Here is a 24,934-nt window from a genome sequence, read left to right as displayed (position 1 = left end):
CCCATACCGATAGCAGAGGTAGTGATCAGTACAACATGAACCTATCCGACAGAAGAGCAAAATCAACCGTTCAGTACATCATCTCTAAAGGAATCGCAAAAGACAAAATATCCGGTAAAGGATATGGTGAAAGCGAGCCGAAAGTGAACTGTGGCGAAAATTGCACCGAAGAGGAATATGCGAAAAACAGAAGATCCGAATTCTTAATTGTTAAGAAATAAGATTCTTTCTTCATCAAATAAGAAAAGGGCGGTCATCTGACCGCCCTTTTTGTTTGCGTTAACCGCAAAAAAAAAGCCCCGATAAATCGGGGCTTTTTTTATTATGATACTGCTTTTAATCGCTGTAAAAGGTTTTTATCTAAAGAATGCTCTGCATAGGCTTTATCGATATGCAAGGTTTTCTCGTCTGAGCTTGGCAAATCATACATCGCATCTGTCAGTATGGCTTCACAAAGAGAACGCAGTCCCCTTGCTCCCAATTTGTATTCTAAAGCTTTATCAACAATAAAATCCAAAGCTTCATCAGCAACAGAGAATTCCACATCATCCATAGCAAACAGCTTTTTATATTGCTTCACTAAGGCGTTTTTAGGCTCTGTTAAGATCGCTCTTAAGGTTTCTCTATCCAACGGATCCATGTGTGTTAAAACCGGTAAACGTCCGATAATTTCCGGAATCAGTCCGAAGTCTTTAATATCCTTTGGTATGATATACTGCAACAGATTTTCTTTGTCAATCTGATCGGCACTTTTTGAAGAGCTATACCCTACTGCCTGGCGGTTTAATCGTTTTGAAATTACTCTTTCAATACCGTCAAATGCCCCTCCGGCAATAAAAAGGATATTTTGTGTATTTACCTCAACAAATTTCTGATCCGGGTGCTTTCTTCCACCTTTAGGCGGAACATTTACCACAGTTCCTTCCAGCAGCTTCAATAAGGCCTGTTGTACGCCTTCTCCCGAAACATCTCTGGTAATGGAAGGATTATCACTTTTTCGTGCAATCTTATCAATCTCGTCAATAAAAACAATTCCTCTTTCTGCTTTTGCCACATCATAATCGGCTGCCTGCAGTAAACGGGTCAGGATGCTTTCAACATCTTCCCCAACATAACCCGCTTCGGTTAAAACAGTAGCATCCACAATAGCCAACGGAACGTTTAACATTTTGGCAATGGTTTTTGCTACTAATGTTTTCCCGGTTCCGGTTTGACCTACCATAATGATGTTACTCTTTTCGATTTCAACCTCATCATCCGCCTGCTTTTGCAACAAACGCTTGTAGTGATTATAAACCGCTACAGACAAGACTTTTTTAGTCTGGTCCTGACCAATAACATACTGGTCCAAAAAGGCGCGGATTTCCTTTGGCTTACTCAAAACCAAATCGGCCAGTAATCCGGAATTCTCGCTTTGTTTTAATTCTTCTAAAACAATTCCATGCGCCTGCTCAATACATCTGTCACAGATGTGGGCATTGATGCCGGCGATTAATAAATTTGTTTCTGGCTTTTTTCTTCCACAAAAAGAACACTCTAATACTTCTTTAGCCATTTTTATATACTTAAATAGAAAGATGCCTTTCTGCAAGGCACCTTTAACTAAAATTATCCTCTCATTAATACTTCATCAATCATACCGTAGTCTTTTGCTTCCTGAGCAATCATCCAATAGTCACGGTCACTGTCATGATGTACTTTATCCATCGGTTGTTTGGCATGCTTAGAGATAATCTCATACAATTCCGTTTTTAATTTCAAAATCTCTCTGGTTGTGATTTCAATATCGGAAGCCTGTCCCTGAGCACCTCCTAACGGCTGGTGGATCATCACTCTTGAGTGTGGTAAAGCAGAACGCTTTCCGTCTGCTCCTGCACATAATAAAACAGCTCCCATAGAAGCGGCAATACCCGTACAGATCGTAGCTACATCCGGTTTGATAAACTGCATGGTATCGTAAATCCCTAATCCGGCATAAACGCCTCCTCCCGGAGAGTTAATATAGATACTGATATCTTTGGATGCATCAACGCTTTCCAGGAATAACAGCTGTGCCTGAATGATGTTTGCAACATAATCGTCAATTCCGGTACCCAGAAAAATAATTCTGTCCATCATTAAACGGGAAAACACATCCATAGAAGCAACATTCAATTGACGTTCTTCTATGATATAAGGGGTCATACTACTTACAATTTTATCATAGTACATACTGTTTATACCGTGATGTTTAGTAGCATATTTTTCAAATTCTTTTCCGTAATTCATAGTAATTATTTTTGTTTATAATTAAAAAAGAACGTCAGACTAAAAAAGTCTGACGTTCAAATATACTTATTTTTTACGAAAGATTATTCTCCGTACATTTCTTTAATAAAGTCTTGGTAAGAAACTTCTTTAACTTTCGCTGTAACCTTTTCTTTGAAAAGATTTAACAGCTTTTCGCTCATTACCTGCTCAGAAAGACGTTTCACTTCTTCCTGGTTAGACAATACTCTGGCAACGATATTTTCAACATCTGCATCAGAAGGATCCATTTGTCCGAATTGTGCCATTTGCTTCTTGATCAGATCAGAAGTGAATGCTTTTAAATCTTCAAAAGTGATTTGTAAGTTGTTTTGAACCAAAACTTTACTTTCAATCAACTGGTAACGTAATCCGTTTTCCGATTTAGTGTATTCTTCTTCTGCCTGCTCCGATGATAACGGGTTCTCTCCTACTGTTTGAATCCATTTTTTAAGGAAATCAGCCGGTAAGTCAAATTTTGTATTCTCAATTAAGAATTCTGTTACATCATTAAGGAATTTCTGATCTGCCTGAGTTGCAAATTGTTTTTCAGCATCCTCTTTGATTTTCTCTTTTAATTGCTCAACAGAAGTTACTTTTCCTTCTCCGAATAATTTATCGAATAATTCCTGTGTTAATTCTGCTTTCTCAGTAGTGTTTACTTCTTCGATTGTGAAGTTAACTTCAATATCCAAACCGTGAACGTCATCGTGAGACACTTTCAGATAATCCATTAATTTGTGATCGTCATCAAATAAACCTTTAGTGCTTAATGCAATTACATCACCTGCTTTTTTACCGATAAATTTCTTGATCGTTTTTTTGTCTTTGAAAATATCAAGGGTAATATTCACAGAATTGTTAATTCCTTTTTCTTCATTTGAAAAAGTTCCTCTTAAATCATCTCCTTCTTCAACTTTCTCTTTAGAAACTAATTTACCGTATTGTTTTTGGATACGCTCCACTTGCTCATCAAGCATTGGCTCATCCACAACGATATTGAATTTTGTGATTTTGTTTTTGGCACCCAAGTCAACTGTAAAGTCTGGCGCAAGACCTAATTCGAATTCGAATTTGTAGTCTTCAGTATCCCAGTCAAAATCTTCTGTAACTTTAGGTAACGGGTTTCCAAGAATATCTAACTTCTCTTCAACCAAATAATTATTTAATGAATTTTGCAACAATTTATTTACTTCATCAAGAAGAACCGCTTTTCCATATTGTTTTTGAATCAAACTCATTGGTACAGCTCCTTTTCTAAATCCAGGAATACTAGCATTTTTGCGATAATCTGCTAAAACTTTTTCAACCTGACCAGCATAATCTTCTTTAGTAACTTCAACCGTTACAATCGCATTTAATGCATCAACATTGTTTCTTGTAATATTCATTATTCTATTTTTTTACATACTAAAATTGGGTTGCAAAATTATATATTTTTTACAACCCAACCAAGTTTTTAACTTATTGTATCTCAATAAGCTAAAATTTTATCCTATAATTTTACTTTATCTGTTTTAGTCTTTGACAAAAATATTCAATATCCACTGGCAAACCGACAGTACAATACTAAAAAGCAGGGCACTGATAAATGATTTCACTTCGAAGCCATCGATAAGATAATCACAGATCAGAATAATTACCGCGTTTATAACCAGCAAAAACAATCCCAATGTGATTACCGTGACCGGCAGGGTAAAAAACACCAGTATCGGCTTAAAAAATGTATTTAACAATCCCAATACCACCGCCACTATAAGCGCTGTTTTAATGCTGTCTACAGTTATACCCGGTAAAAAGTTTGCAATCACCACCACCAATATAGTGGTAATCAAAAGTCTAATCAGTAAATTCATACTATCGCGTTTTATTTAATGTTATAAAAATACAAAAAAAGCGCTGAAAATTCAGCGCTTTTAGATACTATAGTAAATCACTTTTTAATTTGATGTCAGAATAGTAGCACCAGGATATGTTCCTGCACTTACTAAAGGTAACTTCGCATTATAATGTGAATTAATCACTTTCAGTACTTCGTTTGCAATAACGGCATATCCTCTTGCATTAGGGTGCACCCCGTCTAAAGAGAACAATACTGTATTTACGGTAGCGGTACTAAAATAGTTTGCCGTATAAATTTGTCCGTCTTCCACACGTAATCCGCTAACCAATTGGTTCATGATTGCGTTCATATCGGCAACTGCCAGGTTTTTAGATTGTGCAGCAGCAACAATAATAGCGTTGAAGTCGGATGTAGCAGCAGCAATAGCCGCTTTTTCAGATGGAATCAGTACGTGTTTATCTTCTAACGGATAGGTAATACCGTATTTATCCAGTGGTGCAGGAACACCGGCCGGAGCAGTTCCGATAGCCGTTCTTGTGGTTAACAATACCAAATCGTCTTTTGTAGTTTGTCTTGCCTGACCGAAAACCTGGCCATAGAAAGCCGCTGTAGCAGCTCCCAACGATGGCGTGAACGCAGCCGTTAGCTGTGCCGAAAGGTTTGGCAATGTTTCATCTTTTATTAATAACGGATTCGCTCCGGTAGCAGTTAACAGGTTAATTCTTGTACCCGCTCCAAAAGCCGTTAAGGCTTGTTTTAACGGACTGTACAATAATGTGTTCAGCTGCTGAACAGCACCTGCACCAGTTGGATCCGGCGCACTGGCCAATGCAGCCGCAGTTATCGGGTTATAAGGCACTGTTGTAAAGAACGGAATAGCCGTAACCGATGGAATAGTCGCTACAACTCCTTTGGCTCCACCCGCCGTTAACTGCGCAATGATACCGTTATAGGAAGCTGAGAATACTGCTGATGGTGTAATATCGGCAGCACCGGTTCCTGAAGTTGTCCCAACACCTCCGTTAGTTGCATATCCCAATACATCGTTATTACCAATCCAGTTGGTAAAGAATGTCGGGTTTTTAGTCATTGCATCACCAATAACTGTAGAAGCCGGTGTAATGGCATGACGTACAAAATAAGGATTTGCAGTACCCGCCGCTAAATTGGCGATATTACCATATCCAGGCAACATTAAGTGAAATGTTTTCGCACCCGGAACACCCATATTATTATATGCTTTTGCCTGTAAAGTAGACGGACTCACATTGATGGATGATGTTCCCGCAATATTCTGAGGGCCACCCACAGCCGTATTGATAATTAATCTCGTAGGGAATGCGTTTGCAACAGCACTTGGAAACGGAGCACCATTAATCAATAGTCCGCCAAGATTGTTCACATCTTCTTCATAAGAAGGCTGTGTAAATTCGCCACCGCCCACAACAGCAAACTGATGTGCTAAAATGTTCGGGAAAGAATATTGCTGCCCGACTCTCGAAACGGTTCCGTCCATATATCCGGAAGTCAACGAGTTTCCAATAGCCACATAAGAACTGAAATTGGCATCACCAGCAGAATAACTCTGATTGCTTACTTCGTTCTCAAATTCAGGATCACAAGACATTAGCCCTAACGAAGCTAAAACTGCAAAGTATATATATTTATTTTTCATTTTTATCCTATTAAAAAGTTAGAAGCTGTATGTTATACCTAAACCTGGTGAAAATACAGAAGATTTATATGTTCCGCCGAAACTAACATTGTTATCAGCTCCTTCTGTATAATGATCGTAGCTGTTATTAACTTCATCAAAATGCAGGTAAAGGAACGAAACATCAACACCGAATTTTTTACCGATCTGGTACGTTAAACCTCCGGTATATCCCATAGAACTGTTTCTTGGTGTTTCCGGTGCAAAATAACCGTCCTGAACCGGGCTTTCATCATGGTACCAACCGGCTCTGAAAGTGAACTTTTCATTGGCTTTATATTGTGCTCCCACTCTGTAAGTTGTCGCATCTTTATAGTTTCTCGGATTAACAGAAGTCGGTGCTCCGTTTGCAAACTCAACAACCAAAGCTTTATAAGCGCTCCACATGGCTCTGTTGATATCAAAAGCCAATAAGAATTTATCGGTAACCTGGTAAGACAATCCAGCGGTTAACTCAGCCGGTAAAGGTAAATCGGCATTAAACTTTGTATTGTAAAGCGTTCCTTGAAGAAAAGTAGGAATCTCATTAAAGGTAGCATCACCATCTCTGGCTTCCATTACGATTTTAGAACGATAGTTCACCCCTAATCGCATTTTTTTAGTTGGATTAAACATAAAACCAACGTTATAACCCCATCCTGATATTCCTTTAGCATCTAAAGTAACATCTGGGCGGTTCCCGTTTGCATCTGTGATATTATCCCCTCTGAAAAGGTTTCTGTTAAATTCAACAGATCCGTTTACATAAATAGGTCCACCACCAACACTAAAATATTCATTTACTTTTAAGGAAATTGTAGGCTGCACATAAATTGATTTCAAATCAATTTTATTAACCAAATGAGCACCTTCCCAATCTTTATCCCAGGCTACTTCACTTCCGTAAGGAGAGTAAACCGCAACTCCGGCAGTAAGCCAGTCTGTTATTCTATAAGAAGCATAAACATTGAAAGGCGTTCCCGTATTTGTAGTTGAAGCTTTCCAGTTATAAGTCTCATTTTGAAATTTCGTTTTTGCAGTAAGAATATTAGCGCCAACGGACAAATTGAATCGATCTTTCAAAAATGACATTCCCGCAGGATTAAAGAACATTACCTCTGCACTATTCACAACGGCAACTCCTGTATGTCCCATTGCCAATTGTTTCTGACCTTGAAGACTCACACGATATCCACCTGCAAATGCACTCGATGAAGCCAAGGCTAACAATGTTAAAGATAGCAGTTTTCTCATAAGTTAAAAATGTGTTAGTTTTATTTGTTTATATTCAAATCTTGAATATATCAAATTTATAACAAAATATGGATTTTACAATTTTTTTAAGAAAAATATTATGCACTCATAATATTTCTTTGCTTAAATTGTGAACCTTATAAATTTAACCTTTTATAAATGAATTTACTGCTGTAAAAAATGCTGCCGGATTTTCGGCATGCAGCCAGTGTCCTGTATTTTCAATTGTTTCTACCTGTGCTTTCGGAAAGTGATGACGGATCCCTTCAAAATCTTCATCCTTTATATAACCGGATTTCCCGCCTCTTAAAAAAAGAACCGGCCGATCAAAATGATTACCCTGCGGCAGTGCCTCTCCGATTACTTCCTGGTTTTTTATAAAAACATCCAGATTGAAGCGGAACGCCAGCTGACCGGGTTCTTTCCAATACAGATTTTTAAGCAGAAACTGCCGGGTTCCGAGATCGTCAATATATTGCCCTAAAATTGTTTCCACTTCGCCCCTGCCTGGTTTCGTTGTAAAGTCAACCGCATTCAGTCCCGCCAAAATTTCCTGATGATGCGGGGCATACCGCCGGGGACCGATATCTGCCACGATAAGCTTGTCTACCATTTCCGGATGTGTGGTTGCAAAAAGCATAACCACTTTCCCGCCCATGGAATGTCCCAGCAAATCAATTTTGGTTAACTGGTGCTCGCGGCAATATTCATAAATATCATCTGCCATAACAGCATAACTAAACACATCCGAATGAAAACTCTTTCCATGATTTCGCATATCCAGCAAATGCACCTGATAGCCTTCCTGTGCAAACTGTGTTCCCAGGGATTTCCAGTTATCGGACATTCCCAGAAAACCGTGAACAATTAAAAGCGGTTTCCCTTCTCCTTCTATTCTTGAATACAATGCCATTATTTCATTCTTTGTAAGTACATATTAACCACATTCTCCAATCCCAGATACAGGGATTCCGAAATTAAGGCATGTCCGATGGAAACCTCTAACAATCCGGGAATGTTTTCTTTAAAAAATTTGATATTGTCCAGGCTCAGATCGTGTCCGGCATTAACACCAAGCTGCAGTTCGTTTGCCAGCGTTGCCGCAGCCACATACGGTTCAATACCTTTTTTATTCCCCAAACCATATTCGTGGGCAAATGCTTCCGTGTACAACTCGATCCTGTCGGCTCCGGTTTCTTTCGCCCCTTCGATCATTCCCAATACCGGATCTACGAAAACAGACGTACGGATTCCGTTTTGCTTAAATTCCTGAATGATCTCCTGTAAAAAGCTTTTGTGTTTCAGCGTGTCCCAACCGGCATTGGACGTCAGGGCATCATCGGCATCCGGCACTAAAGTTACCTGCGTTGGTTTTGTTTCCAGCACCAGATCCATAAACTTCTTCACCGGATTCCCTTCAATATTGTATTCTGTATATACAACCGGAACCAGATCCCTTGCATCCTGGTAACGGATATGTCTTTCATCTGGCCGGGGATGTATCGTGATTCCCTGTCCTCCGAATTTTTGAATATCTTTTGCTACTTGTATCAAATCCGGCACATTACCGCCGCGTGAATTGCGTAAAGTCGCTATTTTATTGATATTTACAGAGAGTTTTGTCATAATCAAACTATTTTCTCACAAAAATACAAAGTATAATTAAGCTATAATATCCTAATTTTTGATTATTTTGCATTCGATTAAAGAAAAGAATATCATGACTGAAATCGCTGACTACATCATTAAAGAAATCAACCCCCTTAAAATAGACGAAACCATTGAGACGGCTCAGGATTTATTTCTTGAATTCCCGTACAGTCACTTTCCTGTTGTTGAAAACGACACCTACATAGGGTGCATTGGTGCTCATGATGTGGAATTATTAGACCACGACCGGAAAATTGGCGAATTCCGTTATACCTTTGAACGTTTTTTCGTCAGAAAAGACACGATATGGCTGGATGTACTGGAAGTTTTCGCTAAAAACGAAGCAAACCTGGTTCCGGTTCTGGATGAAGACAACAATTATTTAGGGTATTATGAAATGGACGACATTATCCGTTTCTTCCATGAAACGCCTTTTTTAAGAGAAGAAGGCGGCATACTGATTGTTGAAAAAGGAACAGCCGATTACAGCATGAGCGAAATCACGCAGATCATCGAAACCAACAATGCCCGGATCCTGGGTCTTTTTATTTCGAAAGCCGATTTAGACAAAGTGCAGGTTACGATTAAAATAAGCCTTGGAGGCCTTAATGAAATTATACAGACATTTCGTCGTTATAATTATGAAATTGTTTCCGAACATCAGGAAGATGCCTATCTGAATAATTTAAAAGACCGTTCCGATTATCTGGACAAATACTTAAACATATAACGTTTTCAATCAACATCAAGCGTATGAAACTAGCACTTTACGGACAATACTACCAGAAAAACACCGAAGAAATTATCAATAAAGTATTTGATGTTTTTAAAAACTACGAAACAGAGGTGGTTTTTGAAGCGAATTTTCATACCATTCTATTGGAAAAAGGAATCCTGGATAAAGCCTACCCTACCTTTTCCAACCACACCCAGCTGGACAGTACTTTTGATTTTTTCATCAGTATTGGTGGTGACGGAACGATGCTGAGAGCCGCAACTTTTGTAAAAAGCAAAAACATTCCGATCGTAGGCATCAATGCCGGACGCCTTGGTTTTTTGGCAAACGTACAGCAGGATGCCATCGGAAACCTGTTACCGCTTTTATTTGAAGGCAATTACAAAATTTCACAACGGGCACTTTTAAGCCTGGAATGCTATCCGGAAGAGTGCAATATTTACGACCTGAATTTTGCCTTAAACGAGATAACCGTATCCCGGAAAGACACCACCTCAATGATTACCATTGAAACCTGTCTGAACGGAGAATACCTGACGTCCTATTGGGCCGACGGTTTAATCATTTCCACACCTACCGGATCAACCGGTTATTCTCTGAGCTGCGGCGGACCGGTTATTACCCCGGATGTAAAATGCATCATCATTACCCCGATTGCACCACACAACTTAAATGTAAGACCGCTTATCATATCAGACGACACCGCTATCCGCCTGAAAGTTTCCAGCAGGGAACCACAGTTTCTGGTTTCACTGGATTCCGGAACAAAAGCAATAGACAACGAAACAGAAATCCACATCAGCAAAGCACCGTTTACCATTAATATGGTAGAATTCCCGGAAGAAGGTTTCCTGAAAACCCTGCGCAACAAATTGCTGTGGGGAGAAGACAAACGAAATTAATGGTTTTTATAACGCCTCATTATACTATAAACATCATAAAATCGTTCTATTGTTCTAATGCATGATTACGGATTGTCAAAAAATAATTGAAAATCCGAGTAATTAAATGGTTTAGAAATCAATATTATTATATTTGCACACTATTTTAGAAAAATGAGTCGAATCCTTATTGTTTTTTTACTGGTATTCTCTGCCACAACTTCGCAAGCTCAGATTAATGAGTTGGGAGTCTTTTTAGGCGGAACCAACTATGTGGGAGATGTGGGACCAACAAGCTATATTGCTCCTAAAGACTTCGGTTTTGGTATTTTATACAAATGGAACCGAAGCACCAGACATGCCTACAGAATTTCCTATACTCAGGGAAAAATAAGCTCCAGCGATGCCGATTCCAAAGTATCCGGCAGAAAAGACAGAGGCTATAGCTTTGAAAATTCTGTAAAAGAATTATCTTTAGCCCTTGAATTCAATTTCTTTGATTTTGATTTACACAATTCAGGACCCTTAACAACTCCGTATATTGCTACCGGAGTGAGTTTTTTCCGATATGATGAATTGTATATTATAAACGGCAGAACCCGAACAGACGATTCAAGAAATGCGATGGCTATACCTATTATTGCCGGGATAAAAACAAGATTAACAGACAATCTTATTCTTGGATTTGAAGTCGGAGCGCGTTATACTTTCACCGATAATTTAGATGGAAGTAACCCAAGGAATGATCAATATAAAAAATTACAATTTGGTAATTTAAACAGTAATGATTGGTATGTATTTTCCGGAGTTACCTTAACGTATACTTTTGGTCAAAACCCATGCTTTTGTGCAGAATAAATAAATGGATTTAGAAATTACGATTAATAAAGACAACCTTCCCAGACATTTGGCCATCATTATGGATGGTAATGGACGTTGGGCCAAACAAAAAGGCATGCTTCGTGCTTTTGGTCATGAAAACGGTACAAAATCAGTTCGAGAAACGGTTGAATGCTGCGCAAAATTAGGAATTGAATTCCTGACTCTTTATGCCTTTTCCACAGAAAACTGGAATCGTCCTAAACTTGAAGTGGAAACTTTAATGAAACTTTTAATCAAGTCATTAAAAGCCGAACTTCCCACCCTTCAAAAAAACAACATTAAGCTTAACTGTATCGGCAACACACAACACCTGCCGGATTCTGTGCAAAAAGAACTTCTCGAGGTAATCGAAAAGACAAAAAACAACACGCAGATGACGTTAACACTGGCTTTGAGCTATGGTTCCCGCGAAGAGTTAATCGCCGCAATTAAAAACATTAGCGATAAAGTTAAAAATAATATAATTTCATCAGGCGATATTGATGAATCAATTATAAATCAGCATCTTTACACGCACAATTTACCTGACGTAGATTTAGTAATACGAACCAGTGGCGAGCACCGTATAAGTAATTTCTTATTATGGCAAATCGCATACGCCGAGTTCTATTTTACGGAAGTACTATGGCCTGATTTTAGACAAAAAGATTTATATGAAGCAATTATCAGCTATCAAAAAAGAGAACGTAGATTTGGAAAAACAAGCGAACAAATTAAATAATTCACAAATGCTTCAAAAAGGAATAAAACTACTTTTTGCAATTTTAATTTTAGGAAATATTTCCAAAATAAATGCTCAAGAACACACTGAGCCTGAAACAGGCAGACAATATATTTTAGCAGATGTTGATGTTACAGGAAAAATAAGCTATAATCAGCAAACTGTGGTTACTTTTTCAGGTTTGGAAAAAGGACAAATGATCAGCGTTCCCGGAGAAGAGATTAGTAATGCCATCAAAAAATTGTGGAAGCTTGGACTTTTCAATGATATCAATATCTATTACAATAAAATACAAGGCGACAGCATCTACATTGAATTAAACATTCATGAATTACCAAAATTACAGGACGTAAAAATCACCGGTGTAAAAAAAGGTAAAAGTGAAGAGCTTATCAAAGATAACGACTTAAAGAAAGGGAAAGTAGTAAATGAAAACCTGATCACTACAGCCCGAAACTACATCGAAAACAAATACAAAAAAGACGGTTACTTCAACACCAAAGTAACCATAAACACTATTCCGGTAGATTCTACCGAGGCTAATGTGAATATGGTTATCCTTGTTGACAGAGGCAAAAAAGTGAAGGTTTCGGATATTGAAATTACCGGAAACTCCATGATGAAAACTTCCGCGATTAAAAAGGCAATGAGTAACACCAAAGTGAAAAATCCTTTTAACCCGATGCGTCTTTTCAAAACCTCGAAATACATCAAAGACAAGTATAAAGAAGATTTAGCTTCTGTTGTTGAGAAATACAAAGAGAAAGGATACCGTGATGCCCGTATTACTTCGGACACTGTTACTTACAACAAAGAAAAAAATACCGTTGCTATTAAATTCAATGTCGAAGAAGGTAAAAAATACTACTTTGGAGATATCCGTTTCTTAGGAAACACGGTATATACGGATCGTGACCTAAACCGTGTACTGGGAATCAACAAAGGTGATATTTACAACGGAAAAGAATTACAGGAACGAATCGCTAACAAGAAAAGTCCTGATGCAGAAGATTTAACAAACCTATACCAGAACAACGGTTATTTATTCTCCAATATTAACCCGGTTGAGGTTAGAACGGCTAACGACACTATTGATTTCGAAATCCGAATCGTAGAAGGTCCTATCGCCTACTTTAACAACGTTACCATTAAAGGAAACGACAAGACTAACGATTATGTTATTTACCGTGAGTTAAGAACCCGTCCGGGGCAAAAATGGAACAAACAGGACGTAATCAGAACGATCCGTGACCTAGGAGCGTTACAGTTTTTCGATCCGGAAGCTATCCATCCGGAGGTTAAAAATGCCGACCCTGCTTCCGGTAGTGTTGACGTGGAATGGACCGTTGTGGAAAAAGGTTCCAGCCAGGTAGAGCTGCAAGGTGGTTACGGTGGTGGCGGATTCATCGGAACACTTGGTTTATCGTTCAATAACTTCTCCATTAAAAATATATTTAACAGGGATGCCTACAAACCGCTTCCGATGGGAGACGGTCAGAAAATGTCGCTTCGTTTACAGGGAAGCAGCTATTTCCAGACCTATAGTATTTCATTCCAGGAGCCATGGCTTGGTGGTAAGAAACCGGTGAGTTTCTCCACTTCCATCTCACACAGTAAACAATTCCTGTACAACTACCAGACAAGAGATGTAACCAGAAACCAGAGTTTCAACATTACAACCTTATCGGTAGGTTTAGCAAAAAGATTGAATGTTCCGGATGATTACTTCCAGTTATCACACGTTTTAAGTTTCCAGTATTATGACTTAAACAACTATAACACAGGATTATTTACATTCGGTAACGGTTCCTCTAAAAACTTAACCTATACCATTGGATTGACCCGTAACAGTAAAGGTTTCAACCCGGTTTATCCAACTTATGGTTCAGAATTTAGTATTTCTGGAAAATTTACCTTACCTTATTCCCTTTTTAACGGGGTTGACTATGGCGATTTAGGAAATCAGCAGGCTTATAAACTAAAAAATAACGGTGCAGGTTATACCAACTCTACTACCGGAAATTATGTTCCTGCAGGCGCCTATATCAATTCCAATGGTGATGCGGTTACCAATTACCAGGATGCTGCTGCCGATCAGTCGTTAGTGGATCAAAAGAAATTTAATTGGCTGGAATACTATAAAGTGAAGTTCAAAGCAGACTGGTATACCACAATTTATAATAAATTAGTACTTCGTTCTTTAGGTGAATTTGGATTCCTTGGTGCGTACAACCAAAATAGAGGTTTAGTTCCTTTCGAACGTTTCTATTTAGGAGGTGACGGTCTGGCGAATTTCTCTATGGACGGTCGTGAGGTTATCCAGTTAAGAGGATATCCTAACCAGTCCTTAACGCCAATCATTCAGGAAGGTCCTCAAAAAGGACAACAATCCGGAGGAACGATTTATAATAAATTTTCATTAGAATTGCGTTACCCGATTACAATGAATCCGTCAGCGTCAATTTATGCCCTTTCCTTCTTAGAAGCAGGAGCATCGTTTGACTCTTTCAAATCCTACAATCCTTTTGACCTGAAACGTTCTGCAGGATTTGGATTAAGAGTATTTATGCCGGCATTCGGATTATTGGGTATTGATTTCGGTTATGGTTTTGATGCCCTTCCGGGACAAACACAGAAAAATGGATGGGAAACGCACTTTATCATTGGACAACAGTTTTAAAAAAGTTTGGCACGATAGTTGAAAAATAATATTTAATTAATGTTATGAGAAAATATTTTTTAATTGCACTTGTAACGTTTGCTAATTTAACGGCAAATGCGCAAAGTAGAGGTATCAGAATAGGTTACATTGATATGGAATATATTCTTGAGAAAGCTCCGGAATATGCCGAAGCAAAAAACCAACTGGAATTAAAGGCGCAGACTTGGAAACAAGAAATTGAAGTTAAAAAAAATGAAATCAATAAGCTTAAAGAAAGTTTAAAAACTGAAAAAGTATTATTGACGAAGGAATTGATTTCCGAACGTGAAGACGAAATCCGGTTCCTTGAAAATGAAATGTTGGATTACCAGCAAAAACGTTTTGGTCCTCAGGGAGATCTGATGACACAAAAAACCATGTTGGTAAAACCAATACAGGATCAGGTTTTCAATGCCGTTCAGGATATAGCCGAAGCAAAGAAATATGATTTTGTTTTTGACAAAGCCTCCGATCTGACGATGCTTTTTGCAGCGCAGCGTTTTGACATCAGCGACCAGGTTTTAAGAGTATTGACCCGTTCTCAGAAAAAAGAACAGATGAATAAAAAACAGCTTAAAGAACTGGAAGCACAGGAACGTAAGGAAGATATGGACAGTGCCAATCCGGATCAGGTGGAACGTCAGAAAAAAATTGACGAACGTAAAGCTGCCCGTGACAAGATCATTGCAGACAGAAAAGCTGCTTTGGAAGCTAAAAAACAGGAACAGCTGGAAAAACGTCAGCAGTTATTAGACGAACGAAAAGCAAATAAAGCACAGCCGAAAGCAGAAGGCGAAGAAAATACCGCTCCAACGGCGCAACAGGATGCAAAAGCCAGACTGGCAGAAGAACGTCAGCAGAAATTAGACGAACGTAAAGCCGCTTTGGAAGCGAAAAAGAAAGAACAGGCGGACAGACGTCAGCAAATACTTGACGAAAGAAATGCCAATAAAGCACAGCCAAAAGCACCTGCTACTCCGAAAGAAGGCGAAAAACAGGTTCCGGCAGCACAAACACCTTTAAGCGAAGAGCCTAAAAGCGATGTTAAAACAGAACAGCAGGATGCTAAAGACAAATTAGCTCAGGAGCGTCAGCAAAAACTGGACGAACGAAAAAAAGCTTTGGAAGACAGAAAGAAAAAAATACTGGAAGACCGCGAAAAAGCTAAAAAAGACAGAGAAGAGAAATTAAAAAATAAATCATCAGAAAATAAATCAGAAAATTAAATTAAATACCTAAAACAATGAAACAGTTAAAAACTTTACTTATCGCTGCTGCACTTTTCATTGGTGCGAGTCAAACAATTTCTGCACAGGCAAAAGTTGCTCACATCAACGTAAGTGATTTGATGACAAACTATCCTGACATGAAAACGGCACAGGCTCAAGTGAAAAAAATTGGGGAGACATACGATGCACAATATAAAACTATGGTTAGTGAGTATCAAACCAAATTAAAAAAATATGAGTCAGAAGCTGCAACTGTAACGGAAGCTATCAACGAAACACGTTCTAAAGAAATGCAGGATATGGGTCAGAGAATCCAACAGTACAGAGAAAATGCTGGAAAAGAATTACAACAAAAAGAACTTGATCTTGTAAAACCAATCATGGAAAAAGCAAGAGCTGCTATCCAAAAAGTTGCTAAAGCAAAAGGATACCAATATGTTTTAGATTCTACAGACGGAAGTGGTGTTATCCTTGCTGATGGTCCGGATTTATCAGCTGACGTTAAAAAAGAATTAGGTTTTAAATAATAAATTAAAGCTAAAAAATAAAAACTGCCCTTATAATGAGGGCAGTTTTTTTTTATATTTGTGTAATGAGTAATAAAAATCCAATAGGCTTTTTTGATTCCGGTGTTGGAGGAATTTCCATCTGGAAAGAAGTACATCAGCTTTTACCCAACGAAAATACTATCTATTTAGCCGATAGTAAAAACGCTCCATACGGTCAAAGAACCAAAGAAGACATTATACGCCTGAGCTGCAAAAACGTAGATTATTTACTGGAACGCGACTGCAAGTTGATTGTGGTTGCCTGTAATACGGCCACAACGAACGCCATTAAGGAATTAAGGGCAAAATACAGCGTTCCTATCATTGGTATTGAACCGGCCATAAAACCGGCCGCAAATCAAACCAAAACAGAAACCATAGGCATATTAGCAACCAAAGGTACCCTGAACAGCGAACTGTTTCATAAAACGGTTGCCAATTACAAGCACATCAACATCATCGAACAGGTTGGTTATGGACTGGTACAGTTAATTGAAAACGGCGATCTGGAATCGGACGAGATCAAAGAACTGCTCAAAACCTATCTTAAACCGATGGTCGAAGCCAATATTGATTACCTGGTGCTTGGCTGCACGCACTACCCTTTCCTTTTGCCGCAGATAAAAGAAATCATTCCGGCTCATATTAAGATCATTGATTCCGGGGAAGCGGTTGCCAGACAAACAAAAAATGTACTGGAACAAAACAACCTGCTCAATACTACCGAAGCAGAAAGCACCCACCTGTTTTATACCAATTACAAATCGCAGGTGCTTAAAAATATATCCGGCTTTTCAGCTAATGTTTTTGAAACCGATTTCTAAAATCCGTTTCAAAAACATTTTGCAACAAAAGAGCCAAACCATTATATTTTATAAGGCTTCAATACAAAAAAGCAACAAACTCCTCATCTGCTACAGCTTTTTATTGCAGTAATTACATTTTTAAGTTTTTTCTTTCATTATTTGTTTCTAAATTTGTTTGGCTGCCATTCTTAAATGTTAAGCCGAAAACCATTAGACTTATCTCAAATATTTAAGAAAAATATGCTTAAAAACGACCTATACGCGAAACTTCAGGAAATCTACCAGGCCATTGCGGAAAAATACCAGCACGAAACCGACACCGGTGTTTTAGTGGGCAGTTCCGGTTTAACATTATTCCTTTTTTACTATTCCCGCCTGGTTCAGGATGACCAGTATTCTGATGTTGCTTCAGATATCCTGATGGAATGTCTTGAAAAAATGAACAACGGCTACAACTATCCGACTTACTGTACCGGGATTTCGGGCATGGCGTGGGTAATTGACCATTTGGAACAGGAAGGTTTTATCGATAACGATAATGACGACCTGTTATCGCCAATGGATACCTACCTGCATTCGGAAATGATGCGAAACATGCAGCTAAAAAACTACGACTTTTTGCACGGCGCGATAGGCATAGCCTATTATTTCCTGAATCGCTACAGAAACACCAAATCTGACGCTTTAAAGCAACAATACAGCAATTATGTTGTTGAGGTTATTGACCTGTTAGACAGCTATTCGATAAAAGAAAAGGAAACCATAAAATGGCTCACCATTCTCAATTATGAAACCAATGAAAAAGCATACAACCTAAGCTTATCACACGGAATGGCGAGCTTCCTGAAATTCTTCTGCAAACTGCACAAGTTTGAAGCTTTCCGTTCAAAAGTAGAACCGTTGTTAAGAGGCAATGCCAATTATCTTTTAGAACAGAAAAACCGGGAGGACAATCCATATTCGATGTTCCCGAACTGGGTGAGCGATGAAGGAGAAGTAAGCAAATACAGCCGTTTATCCTGGTGTTACGGCGATCTGGGTATTGCACTGGCATTGTGGGAAGCGGCAGGCCGCCTGGAAGACGAAACGATGAAAAAAGAAGTACTTACCATCTTCGAACATGCAGCAAAGAGAACATCCTATGAAGACAGCCGGATCATGGATCCCGGCATTTGCCACGGTTCCTTCGGAGCAGCAAAAATCTTCAACCGCATATACCGCGAAACGGGCGACGAACAATTCCTTGAAACTTCCCGCTTCTGGATTGAAGACGGCCTGAAAATGGCAATACACGAAGACGGTTATGCCGGCTTTAAAAAATGGAAAGCAAAAGAAGAGATCTGGCAAAGCGACCTGACCTTACTGGAAGGCGTTGCCGGCATCGGGTTATCGATGATCGATTTCCTTTCCGATCAGGACAATACCTGGGATGAATGTTTAATGTTAAACTAAAAAAATGGCCAATACAACCTATCATAATTTTCCACAGTTTGTACTTAGAACACCACTGCTTTCGCTCGATTTCTACCGCAAATTCACCGGCAACGAAACCATTACCGATGAGCAATACAAAGACATCCTGACCAATCCGGTAATTGCGGAAGCACTATTTTTAGCCTCACCTGCTTTTTACGATGAACTCAAAAAATGGGAAGCCGGAAAAATTAACGATCCCAAAAAAGTGGAGCGCCTAAAAAATTCGTTCTTAAAATATATTTCCAGAATGGCAACAAGACCTACTCCTTTCGGTCTTTTTGCAGGACTGACCACCGGAGATTTTGCCGAAGAGACCAACATCACCCTCAAAGCAATTGACCAGCACAAAAGACATTCCCGTCTGGACATGAACTACCTGGTTTCCCTGTCGCAGGACATTTTAAAGTCCGAAAACATAACCGACCAGCTGTTGTTTTACCCCAACTCTACAATATATAGTGTAGGCGACCAGATCCGTTATGTAGAATACAAATACATTAACGGAAAAAGAGAGCATCATTTAATTGCCGTAACAAAATCGGACTATTTAGAAAAAATATTAGCGCTCTCCAAACAGGGCATACACGCTTCCGGTTTGGCTCAGGCCATCGTTGACGAAGAGGTTACCTATGAAGATGCAAAAGATTTTATTGATGAGCTGATATACAACCAGATTCTGGTAAGCAAATTAGAACCGTCGGTGACCGGCGACTCCTATCTGGATTCCCTGTGCAGTACTTTAAAAGAAATTGATTCCGAAAGTCCGACATACAAAACCCTGAAAAAAGTAGGAAACGACCTTTCCGGACTTGACAAATCGATAGGCAATGATCCGCAAAAATACCTGGAAATAGCACAATCACTGGAACAGATCGGTACAGAGATCAACTTAAAATACATGTTTCAAACCGACATGTTCATTACCCATGACACCAACTATTTAAGTACCGGAATAGCCGATTCCGTTAAAGAAGGACTCACCTTTTTAAACAAAATCACCTCACAATATTACAATCCTATTTTAAAGAAGTTTGCCGATTCCTTCCGGGAACGTTACGAAACAAGCGAAGTGCCGCTTTCTCTGGCCTTAGATTCGGAAACCGGTTTGTTATACAAAGAGATCAATAATGCCGACATTAACACGCTAATTGACGATTTGGTTTTCACCAATGAAGGCCAGTCGGAAAACATGAAATTCGAATGGTCGCCATTTGATCTTATTTTCCAGAAAAAGTTAATGGAAGCAACATCAAAGAACCAGCCGATACGCCTGACCGATGACGATGTTAAAAGCTTCAAGGAAAATTGGGACGACCTGCCGGACACCATGGCAACACTAATTGAAGTAATCAATATTGACGGACAGCAAAAAATCACATTCACCGGTACCGGCAATTCAAGTGCCGCCAACCTTATTGGCCGTTTCTGCCACGGAGACGATGTTTTAAGAGAGCATGCCCAGCAGATCATCGACACCGAATCCCAGATAAACAGCGACAAGATCTTAGCCGAGATAATCCACCTTCCGGAATCCCGGACCGGCAATATCCTGTCAAGACCCAGTTTCCGGGAATACGAAATTCCATATCTTGGAAAATCGACTTTAAGCACCGAAAATCAAATTCCGTTAGACGATTTATACCTTTCCGTTAAAAATGACGGAAACATCCTCCTGCGCTCTAAAAAGCACAACAAAGAAGTGATTCCCCGTTTAACGAATGCTCATAATTACAGCAACAACTCCCTGCCTATATATCACTTTTTATGCGACCTGCAAACGCAGGGAAAAAGAAACCTTCCGTTTTTCCTGAATCAGATTTTCAACGGGCTGGATCATATGCCCCGCATTGAATACAAAAACCTGATCCTGCAGGAAGCCACCTGGAACATCAAAAAATCCGTGTTTGATAAACTTTATAAAATCACAGACAATACCGAAATTTTAAAGAAGACAGCCGAGATTACCGAAGCCCACAAAATACCGCAATATGTTAAACTGATACAGGGAGATAATGAGTTAGTCATTAACTTCAGGAATACCGACTCCATCAAAATGCTTTTAAAAGCAGCCGAAACCTTACAGCAGTTCCAGCTGAAAGAGTTTCTGTTTAATGAGAAACAAGTTGTAAAAAACCAGCAGCACAACGAAACCTATTCGAATCAAATTGTAATATCCTACTATAATAAAAAACTGAAGCATGACTAATACACTCCAAAAGAATTTTATTATTGGCGATAAATGGCTATACTATAAAATATACACCGGAATAAAAACAACCGAACACATCCTACTGGAAATGGTTAAGCCGGTAGCCGAAAGACTAATGGAAGAAAAGATTATCGACAAATGGTTTTTCATTCGTTATACGGATCCCAAACATCATTTACGGCTTCGCTTCCACTGCACCGACACTAACAACCTGAACAGCGTTATTACGGCATTAGCGCCTTACCTCCAAAAGTTCACCGAACAGCATTATATCTGGAAAATTCAGAACGAAACTTATGAAAGGGAAATAGAGCGCTATGGTAAAAATTCTATGGATCTTTCGGAAAAGATTTTCCATCACGACAGCGAAATGATCCTTAACATTCTGGATTTAATTGATGAAGGAGAAGAAGGCGATGAATTAAGATGGCTGTTCAGCCTGAGAGGCATTGACGCTTTTCTGGAAAGTTTCCGGTTTACAATTGGTGAAAAAGAAAATTTTATGGATCGGCTCAAAACGGCTTTCGAAAAGGAATACGGATCTTCCAAATTCCTTAAAAGACAGCTGGACACGAAATACCGGAACCACCGGGAAAAGATAGAGGCTTTTATGACCCAATCGGGTGAAGAGCTGGATCACGCTCCGCTTTTAGCATTGTTAAACCGCAAACAGGAGAACATTGCTGCGACCGTTCAGGAAATTCAAATATTGCGAGAAAATAACAATTTAAACATCAATATTGATGACTTTTTGTCCAGTCACATCCACATGTTTATGAACCGTCTGTTTAAATCTAAAAACAGAACCTATGAATTAGTTTGCTATTTTTTCTTACATAAATATTACAAATCTTCCTTAGCCCGCTTAAAATAAGGATTCATTGTTTTATTACATTAAAATCACCATATAAAACATTACACAAAACTTAATATTAAACTTTAACATAATTTAACTAAAAAATAAAAAACAAACATGTAAATTTTTCTTACATTTGGATACAACCGATTACAATAAATCTAACCGTTATCCATTTTTTATTTAGATTATGAAGAAAAAAAGCGTAAAGCTAAGTTTAGATAAAATGACTATTAGTCGTTTAAACTCAAATCAGGCAAGTCAGTTAAATGGCGGAAAAGCAGACACAACTGTTACCAGTACCCTATTAATGTGTACACCTTGCCCAAATGACACTTCAATAAATGCTACAAAATTAGGACTTTGCCCTGATTCACCAACAATGAACGCGGTTTGCCCAAGTTTTAACAAAAAATGCATTAGCCAATAAAACAATAAAAGGACATGAAATGTCCTTTTATTGTTTATACCTACCATAACACCCAGTACTAATTATGAAGAAAAAGAATCTGAAATTAAGTTTAGACAAAATGACGATCAGCCGTCTGAACTCCAACCAGGCAAGCCGGTTAAACGGTGGTGTTGCAAACACTACACTCACGAATATCTGCTCTCCCTGCCCGGGCGATACAGGTACTGTAGCAACGGCACGTACACAATGTGGTTCTATTTGCCCGACCGACCCCGGATTAACCAGTAATTGCCAGTCTTTTCAAAAGAAATGCATTACCCAACTATAAGCTTATTAGTCAAATACCAATAAATAAATCAATTTAATTATGAAAAAAAAGAATTTAAAATTAAGTCTAGACAAAATGACAATCAGTCGTTTAAACTCTAACCAGGCAAGTCAGTTAAACGGTGGTGCAGACACTACAGTTACCAGCACACTTATGATGTGTACACCATGTCCGGTTGACAACACTACTGTTAGTGCTACTAAATTAGGGATCTGCCCGGGTTCGCCAACTATGAATGCCGTTTGTCCGACTTTCAATACAGCATGTGCATCCTTACAGAAAAAATGTATCGGAGGAGGATTTTAATTCCCAATTATAAAGAATTAAATCCGACATCAAATTAAAACAAATAAAAATCAGGCGTTTAAGCGCTAATCAGGCAAACAAGTAAGTCAGTCGTAACAAACCCGTTGCGAATACGGTTTGCCTGACTTTTAAAAGTACATTTTCTTCATCACAAAGAAAATGTTTTACAGTAAACCCTTTTTAATTCAAATCATGAAAAAGAAAAACCTAAAATTAAGTTTAGATAAAATGACGATCAGTCGTTTAAATTCAAATCAGGCAAGCCAGTTAAACGGAGGAAAAGCAGATACAACTGCTACCAGTACGCTTATGATGTGCACGCCATGTCCGGTTAACGACACTACTGTTAGTGCTACAAAATTAGGCATCTGCCCGGGTTCACCAACCATGAATGCCGTTTGCCCTACTTTCAACAATAAATGTGTTGTAATCGGTCATTAAAAAATAAAAAGGCACTTCAATGAAGTGCCTTTTTTTATACTATTATACTAAAGCCTGCTATTTAAACCAGCTTGAATACATGACGTAATTATTCGAAATCCGTTCAATTTCACCGGCAAAATCGGAGGCATTAATATCTTTAACTTTCTTAGCCGGAACACCTGCATAAATGGTCCCGGATTCCACAACCGTATTCTGCGTAACCACAGAACCCGCCGCAACGATAGAATTGCTCTCTATAACGCAATTATCCATCACAATGGCTCCCATACCTATCAGGACATTATCTTTAACCGTACAGCCGTGTACGATCGCGTTATGGCCTATAGAAACGTTATTCCCGATAATGGTCGGATGCTTTTCATACGTACAGTGAATTACTGCACCGTCCTGGATATTCACCTTATCGCCTATACTGATAAAATTCACATCACCCCTGATCACCGTATTAAACCAAACGCTGCATGATTTTCCAAATGTAACTTCTCCGACAATAGTTGCGTTTTCTGCTACATAACAATCTTCCGGGATTTGAGGGTATTTCCCTCTGACTTCTTTTATGATCATACTATCTCAAAAAAAATCGTCCCGAATAAAATCGGGACGGAATTAATAATCTCTTTATAATTAATTAACTGCAGGACAGTTACAATCGTATGGTTCTCTTTTACAGAAAAGATTAATACCCAATGTGATCTGGTGAAATCCTGAATTATCAAACTTAACATCTCCAGTTAAGTGAGAATAGGTATACGCAAACATAAAGTTTTTATAATTCACACCAACAATCGGCGTGATGTATTGCAACTTCTGATCACTCACACTGTTGTCGGCCACATATTGAGCACCGTCAAAACTTCTTCTATAAGACAATCCTCCCCAAAGTTTACCGAAATCCATTTCTTTATAAACTTTCAGGTTGATATCAAACGTTTTCTCTTTTGTTTTATCTACATACTGTAACATGAAAGATGGCTCCCATGACAGGCCGTTATCTCTGTTTCCAAAAACATAACCTGCACTCCATAAGTATTTTCTAAGGTTATCGCTTTCCACATCTGTATAGATATCTCTTTTATTCGATACGGCATTCTTAACAGTGAAATGCGTATAGAAATCAAGGAAATGATATGAAGCCCCTAAATCAACATTAAAATAAGAATCTTTCTGTTTCATTCCTCCGTCAATAATCGGATCAAACTCAGGACCGAATTTAGACTCATCTAAAGTACTTTGTACTAACCCTGCACTCATACCGAAAGATAACTGATTCAAGTCGTTTACACCTCTTGAAAATCGGATGTGGTGTGCATAAGTCAATTTCCCTCCCACTTGAGAATGATACCCATTTTTATCATTAAAAGCGATAATACCAATACCGGACTGTTCTCCAACGCTGGTATTAAAACTCAAAGTTTGTAATGCCGGAGCATCATCCTGCCCAAACCATTGTTGTCGGGCTGTTAATCTTATTTTACCACAATTAGCAGCTCCCGCCATTGATGGGTGTATCAAATAATAGTTATCCGATAAATAATCTGAATAAACTGCAATCCCTTCCTGTGCGAAAGACATTTGTGATAAAAATAATGCTAAAACTAAATAACGTTTTTTAAAAATATTCATGAGTTATCTTTTTAATGAGAAATGGGCTTTAAATTCTTTTAATTGTCCTT

The 24,934-nt window shown here is 38.6% G+C and carries 26 protein-coding genes; 16 read left to right on the top strand and 10 right to left on the bottom strand.

All coding sequences use genetic code 11. From position 1 onward, the window contains the following. On the top strand, nt 1-221 hold a 221-nt coding region (locus tag B3394_RS18110; protein ID WP_286928858.1), incomplete at its 5' end, for an OmpA family protein. Between the two features lie 101 nt (nt 222-322). Here the strand turns inward: B3394_RS18110 and clpX are convergent. The 8 genes from clpX to B3394_RS18070 all read right to left on the bottom strand — a co-directional run bounded on the left by clpX (nt 323) and on the right by B3394_RS18070 (nt 8,702). Further along, nucleotides 323-1,555 carry an ATP-dependent Clp protease ATP-binding subunit ClpX gene (clpX, locus tag B3394_RS18105; protein ID WP_177731811.1) on the bottom strand — a complete coding sequence of 411 codons (1,233 nt, stop codon included), beginning with the start codon at nt 1,553-1,555 and terminating at the stop codon, nt 323-325. Between the two features lie 53 nt (nt 1,556-1,608). Further along, on the bottom strand, nt 1,609-2,268 hold the full coding sequence (gene clpP, locus B3394_RS18100) for an ATP-dependent Clp endopeptidase proteolytic subunit ClpP (protein WP_177731808.1): 660 nt from the start codon (nt 2,266-2,268) through the stop codon (nt 1,609-1,611). Between the two features lie 83 nt (nt 2,269-2,351). Further along, a complete protein-coding gene (gene tig / locus B3394_RS18095) occupies nt 2,352-3,677 on the bottom strand; it encodes a trigger factor (protein ID WP_286928854.1) in 1,326 nt (441 codons plus the stop codon). A gap of 126 nt (nt 3,678-3,803) precedes the next feature. Continuing rightward, on the bottom strand, nt 3,804-4,142 hold the full coding sequence (locus tag B3394_RS18090) for a phage holin family protein (RefSeq protein ID WP_177731802.1): 339 nt from the start codon (nt 4,140-4,142) through the stop codon (nt 3,804-3,806). 84 nt (nt 4,143-4,226) lie between these two features. After that, complete coding sequence (locus B3394_RS18085; protein WP_177731799.1) at nt 4,227-5,804, bottom strand: G-D-S-L family lipolytic protein; 1,578 nt, start codon at nt 5,802-5,804, stop codon at nt 4,227-4,229. Nucleotides 5,805-5,822: 18 nt separating this feature from the next. Continuing rightward, nucleotides 5,823-7,076, bottom strand: coding sequence for an OmpP1/FadL family transporter (locus B3394_RS18080; RefSeq protein WP_177731796.1), 1,254 nt, complete (start codon nt 7,074-7,076; stop codon nt 5,823-5,825). Between the two features lie 145 nt (nt 7,077-7,221). Beyond that, the gene (locus B3394_RS18075) at nt 7,222-7,989 is read right to left on the bottom strand and encodes an alpha/beta fold hydrolase (RefSeq protein ID WP_273247151.1); all 768 of its coding nucleotides are present in this window, start codon (nt 7,987-7,989) and stop codon (nt 7,222-7,224) included. Then, the gene (locus B3394_RS18070) at nt 7,989-8,702 is read right to left on the bottom strand and encodes a pyridoxine 5'-phosphate synthase (protein WP_177731790.1); all 714 of its coding nucleotides are present in this window, start codon (nt 8,700-8,702) and stop codon (nt 7,989-7,991) included. The genes B3394_RS18075 and B3394_RS18070 overlap by 1 nt, the downstream gene beginning before the upstream one ends. 94 nt (nt 8,703-8,796) lie before the next feature. On the opposite strand from B3394_RS18070, the gene B3394_RS18065 reads away from it, so the two are divergent. The 15 genes from B3394_RS18065 (at nt 8,797) to B3394_RS18000 (ending at nt 23,258) form a co-directional block, all read left to right on the top strand. Further along, nucleotides 8,797-9,456, top strand: a complete 660-nt coding sequence (locus B3394_RS18065; protein ID WP_177731788.1) for a CBS domain-containing protein — start codon at nt 8,797-8,799, stop codon at nt 9,454-9,456. A 23-nt stretch (nt 9,457-9,479) separates the two neighbouring features. Next, complete coding sequence (locus tag B3394_RS18060) at nt 9,480-10,364, top strand: NAD kinase (RefSeq protein ID WP_177731784.1); 885 nt, start codon at nt 9,480-9,482, stop codon at nt 10,362-10,364. A gap of 153 nt (nt 10,365-10,517) precedes the next feature. After that, nucleotides 10,518-11,201 carry a DUF6089 family protein gene (locus B3394_RS18055; RefSeq protein ID WP_177731781.1) on the top strand — a complete coding sequence of 228 codons (684 nt, stop codon included), beginning with the start codon at nt 10,518-10,520 and terminating at the stop codon, nt 11,199-11,201. Between the two features lie 4 nt (nt 11,202-11,205). Further along, a complete protein-coding gene (locus tag B3394_RS18050) occupies nt 11,206-11,946 on the top strand; it encodes an isoprenyl transferase (protein ID WP_177731778.1) in 741 nt (246 codons plus the stop codon). After that, entirely contained in the window at nt 11,879-14,626 is a 2,748-nt protein-coding gene (locus B3394_RS18045; RefSeq protein WP_273247150.1) for a BamA/OMP85 family outer membrane protein, read from the top strand. The genes B3394_RS18050 and B3394_RS18045 overlap by 68 nt, the downstream gene beginning before the upstream one ends. Before the next feature lie 44 nt (nt 14,627-14,670). Next, nucleotides 14,671-15,873, top strand: a complete 1,203-nt coding sequence (locus B3394_RS18040) for an OmpH family outer membrane protein (protein WP_349677600.1) — start codon at nt 14,671-14,673, stop codon at nt 15,871-15,873. A 17-nt stretch (nt 15,874-15,890) separates the two neighbouring features. Next, nucleotides 15,891-16,403 carry an OmpH family outer membrane protein gene (locus B3394_RS18035; protein WP_177731769.1) on the top strand — a complete coding sequence of 171 codons (513 nt, stop codon included), beginning with the start codon at nt 15,891-15,893 and terminating at the stop codon, nt 16,401-16,403. 65 nt (nt 16,404-16,468) lie between these two features. Next, the gene (gene murI, locus B3394_RS18030; RefSeq protein WP_273247149.1) at nt 16,469-17,248 is read left to right on the top strand and encodes a glutamate racemase; all 780 of its coding nucleotides are present in this window, start codon (nt 16,469-16,471) and stop codon (nt 17,246-17,248) included. A 222-nt stretch (nt 17,249-17,470) separates the two neighbouring features. After that, on the top strand, nt 17,471-18,682 hold the full coding sequence (locus tag B3394_RS18025) for a lanthionine synthetase C family protein (RefSeq protein ID WP_286928841.1): 1,212 nt from the start codon (nt 17,471-17,473) through the stop codon (nt 18,680-18,682). Nucleotides 18,683-18,686: 4 nt separating this feature from the next. After that, the gene (locus tag B3394_RS18020) at nt 18,687-20,912 is read left to right on the top strand and encodes a lantibiotic dehydratase family protein (RefSeq protein ID WP_286928838.1); all 2,226 of its coding nucleotides are present in this window, start codon (nt 18,687-18,689) and stop codon (nt 20,910-20,912) included. Next, nucleotides 20,905-21,789 carry a thiopeptide-type bacteriocin biosynthesis protein gene (locus B3394_RS18015; protein WP_286928836.1) on the top strand — a complete coding sequence of 295 codons (885 nt, stop codon included), beginning with the start codon at nt 20,905-20,907 and terminating at the stop codon, nt 21,787-21,789. Before B3394_RS18020 ends, B3394_RS18015 begins: the two co-directional genes overlap by 8 nt. Nucleotides 21,790-21,961: 172 nt before the next feature. Beyond that, complete coding sequence (locus tag B3394_RS18210; protein ID WP_414654280.1) at nt 21,962-22,201, top strand: class I lanthipeptide; 240 nt, start codon at nt 21,962-21,964, stop codon at nt 22,199-22,201. Between the two features lie 64 nt (nt 22,202-22,265). After that, nucleotides 22,266-22,511 (top strand): class I lanthipeptide, encoded by a 246-nt coding sequence (locus tag B3394_RS18010; protein WP_177731753.1) that lies wholly within the window; start codon nt 22,266-22,268, stop codon nt 22,509-22,511. 39 nt (nt 22,512-22,550) lie between these two features. Continuing rightward, on the top strand, nt 22,551-22,817 hold the full coding sequence (locus tag B3394_RS18005; RefSeq protein WP_177731749.1) for a class I lanthipeptide: 267 nt from the start codon (nt 22,551-22,553) through the stop codon (nt 22,815-22,817). A 192-nt stretch (nt 22,818-23,009) separates the two neighbouring features. Continuing rightward, nucleotides 23,010-23,258 carry a class I lanthipeptide gene (locus tag B3394_RS18000; RefSeq protein ID WP_177731746.1) on the top strand — a complete coding sequence of 83 codons (249 nt, stop codon included), beginning with the start codon at nt 23,010-23,012 and terminating at the stop codon, nt 23,256-23,258. 57 nt (nt 23,259-23,315) lie between these two features. Here B3394_RS18000 and B3394_RS17995 read toward each other — a convergent pair whose 3' ends face one another. Continuing rightward, entirely contained in the window at nt 23,316-23,825 is a 510-nt protein-coding gene (locus B3394_RS17995) for a gamma carbonic anhydrase family protein (RefSeq protein ID WP_177731743.1), read from the bottom strand. 60 nt (nt 23,826-23,885) lie between these two features. After that, a complete protein-coding gene (locus tag B3394_RS17990; protein WP_177731740.1) occupies nt 23,886-24,884 on the bottom strand; it encodes a PorP/SprF family type IX secretion system membrane protein in 999 nt (332 codons plus the stop codon). Between the last annotated feature and the right edge of the window lie 50 nt (nt 24,885-24,934).

Origin of the sequence: Flavobacterium sp. UBA4197, assembly GCF_002379575.1 — a bacterium.
In the GTDB taxonomy this organism is placed as follows: Bacteria; Bacteroidota; Bacteroidia; order Flavobacteriales; family Flavobacteriaceae; genus Flavobacterium; species Flavobacterium inviolabile.
This window is presented reverse-complemented; position numbering and strand designations above follow the sequence as displayed.

What these genes read in the sequence shown, in the direction of transcription:
- B3394_RS18065 (WP_177731788.1), top strand. Translation starts at nt 8,797, where the DNA reads ATGACTGAAATCGCTGACTACATCATTAAAGAAATCAACCCCCTTAAA.
- B3394_RS18080 (WP_177731796.1), bottom strand. Translation starts at nt 7,076, where the DNA reads ATGAGAAAACTGCTATCTTTAACATTGTTAGCCTTGGCTTCATCGAGT.
- B3394_RS18085 (WP_177731799.1), bottom strand. Translation starts at nt 5,804, where the DNA reads ATGAAAAATAAATATATATACTTTGCAGTTTTAGCTTCGTTAGGGCTA.
- murI (WP_273247149.1), top strand. Translation starts at nt 16,469, where the DNA reads ATGAGTAATAAAAATCCAATAGGCTTTTTTGATTCCGGTGTTGGAGGA.
- B3394_RS18020 (WP_286928838.1), top strand. Translation starts at nt 18,687, where the DNA reads ATGGCCAATACAACCTATCATAATTTTCCACAGTTTGTACTTAGAACA.
- clpP (WP_177731808.1), bottom strand. Translation starts at nt 2,268, where the DNA reads ATGAATTACGGAAAAGAATTTGAAAAATATGCTACTAAACATCACGGT.
- B3394_RS18090 (WP_177731802.1), bottom strand. Translation starts at nt 4,142, where the DNA reads ATGAATTTACTGATTAGACTTTTGATTACCACTATATTGGTGGTGGTG.
- clpX (WP_177731811.1), bottom strand. Translation starts at nt 1,555, where the DNA reads ATGGCTAAAGAAGTATTAGAGTGTTCTTTTTGTGGAAGAAAAAAGCCA.
- B3394_RS18035 (WP_177731769.1), top strand. Translation starts at nt 15,891, where the DNA reads ATGAAACAGTTAAAAACTTTACTTATCGCTGCTGCACTTTTCATTGGT.
- B3394_RS18060 (WP_177731784.1), top strand. Translation starts at nt 9,480, where the DNA reads ATGAAACTAGCACTTTACGGACAATACTACCAGAAAAACACCGAAGAA.
- B3394_RS18025 (WP_286928841.1), top strand. Translation starts at nt 17,471, where the DNA reads ATGCTTAAAAACGACCTATACGCGAAACTTCAGGAAATCTACCAGGCC.
- B3394_RS17990 (WP_177731740.1), bottom strand. Translation starts at nt 24,884, where the DNA reads ATGAATATTTTTAAAAAACGTTATTTAGTTTTAGCATTATTTTTATCA.
- B3394_RS18050 (WP_177731778.1), top strand. Translation starts at nt 11,206, where the DNA reads ATGGATTTAGAAATTACGATTAATAAAGACAACCTTCCCAGACATTTG.
- B3394_RS18045 (WP_273247150.1), top strand. Translation starts at nt 11,879, where the DNA reads ATGAAGCAATTATCAGCTATCAAAAAAGAGAACGTAGATTTGGAAAAA.
- B3394_RS18010 (WP_177731753.1), top strand. Translation starts at nt 22,266, where the DNA reads ATGAAGAAAAAGAATCTGAAATTAAGTTTAGACAAAATGACGATCAGC.
- B3394_RS18015 (WP_286928836.1), top strand. Translation starts at nt 20,905, where the DNA reads ATGACTAATACACTCCAAAAGAATTTTATTATTGGCGATAAATGGCTA.
- B3394_RS18055 (WP_177731781.1), top strand. Translation starts at nt 10,518, where the DNA reads ATGAGTCGAATCCTTATTGTTTTTTTACTGGTATTCTCTGCCACAACT.
- B3394_RS18075 (WP_273247151.1), bottom strand. Translation starts at nt 7,989, where the DNA reads ATGGCATTGTATTCAAGAATAGAAGGAGAAGGGAAACCGCTTTTAATT.
- B3394_RS18000 (WP_177731746.1), top strand. Translation starts at nt 23,010, where the DNA reads ATGAAAAAGAAAAACCTAAAATTAAGTTTAGATAAAATGACGATCAGT.
- B3394_RS18070 (WP_177731790.1), bottom strand. Translation starts at nt 8,702, where the DNA reads ATGACAAAACTCTCTGTAAATATCAATAAAATAGCGACTTTACGCAAT.
- B3394_RS18210 (WP_414654280.1), top strand. Translation starts at nt 21,962, where the DNA reads ATGAAGAAAAAAAGCGTAAAGCTAAGTTTAGATAAAATGACTATTAGT.
- B3394_RS18040 (WP_349677600.1), top strand. Translation starts at nt 14,671, where the DNA reads ATGAGAAAATATTTTTTAATTGCACTTGTAACGTTTGCTAATTTAACG.
- tig (WP_286928854.1), bottom strand. Translation starts at nt 3,677, where the DNA reads ATGAATATTACAAGAAACAATGTTGATGCATTAAATGCGATTGTAACG.
- B3394_RS18005 (WP_177731749.1), top strand. Translation starts at nt 22,551, where the DNA reads ATGAAAAAAAAGAATTTAAAATTAAGTCTAGACAAAATGACAATCAGT.
- B3394_RS17995 (WP_177731743.1), bottom strand. Translation starts at nt 23,825, where the DNA reads ATGATCATAAAAGAAGTCAGAGGGAAATACCCTCAAATCCCGGAAGAT.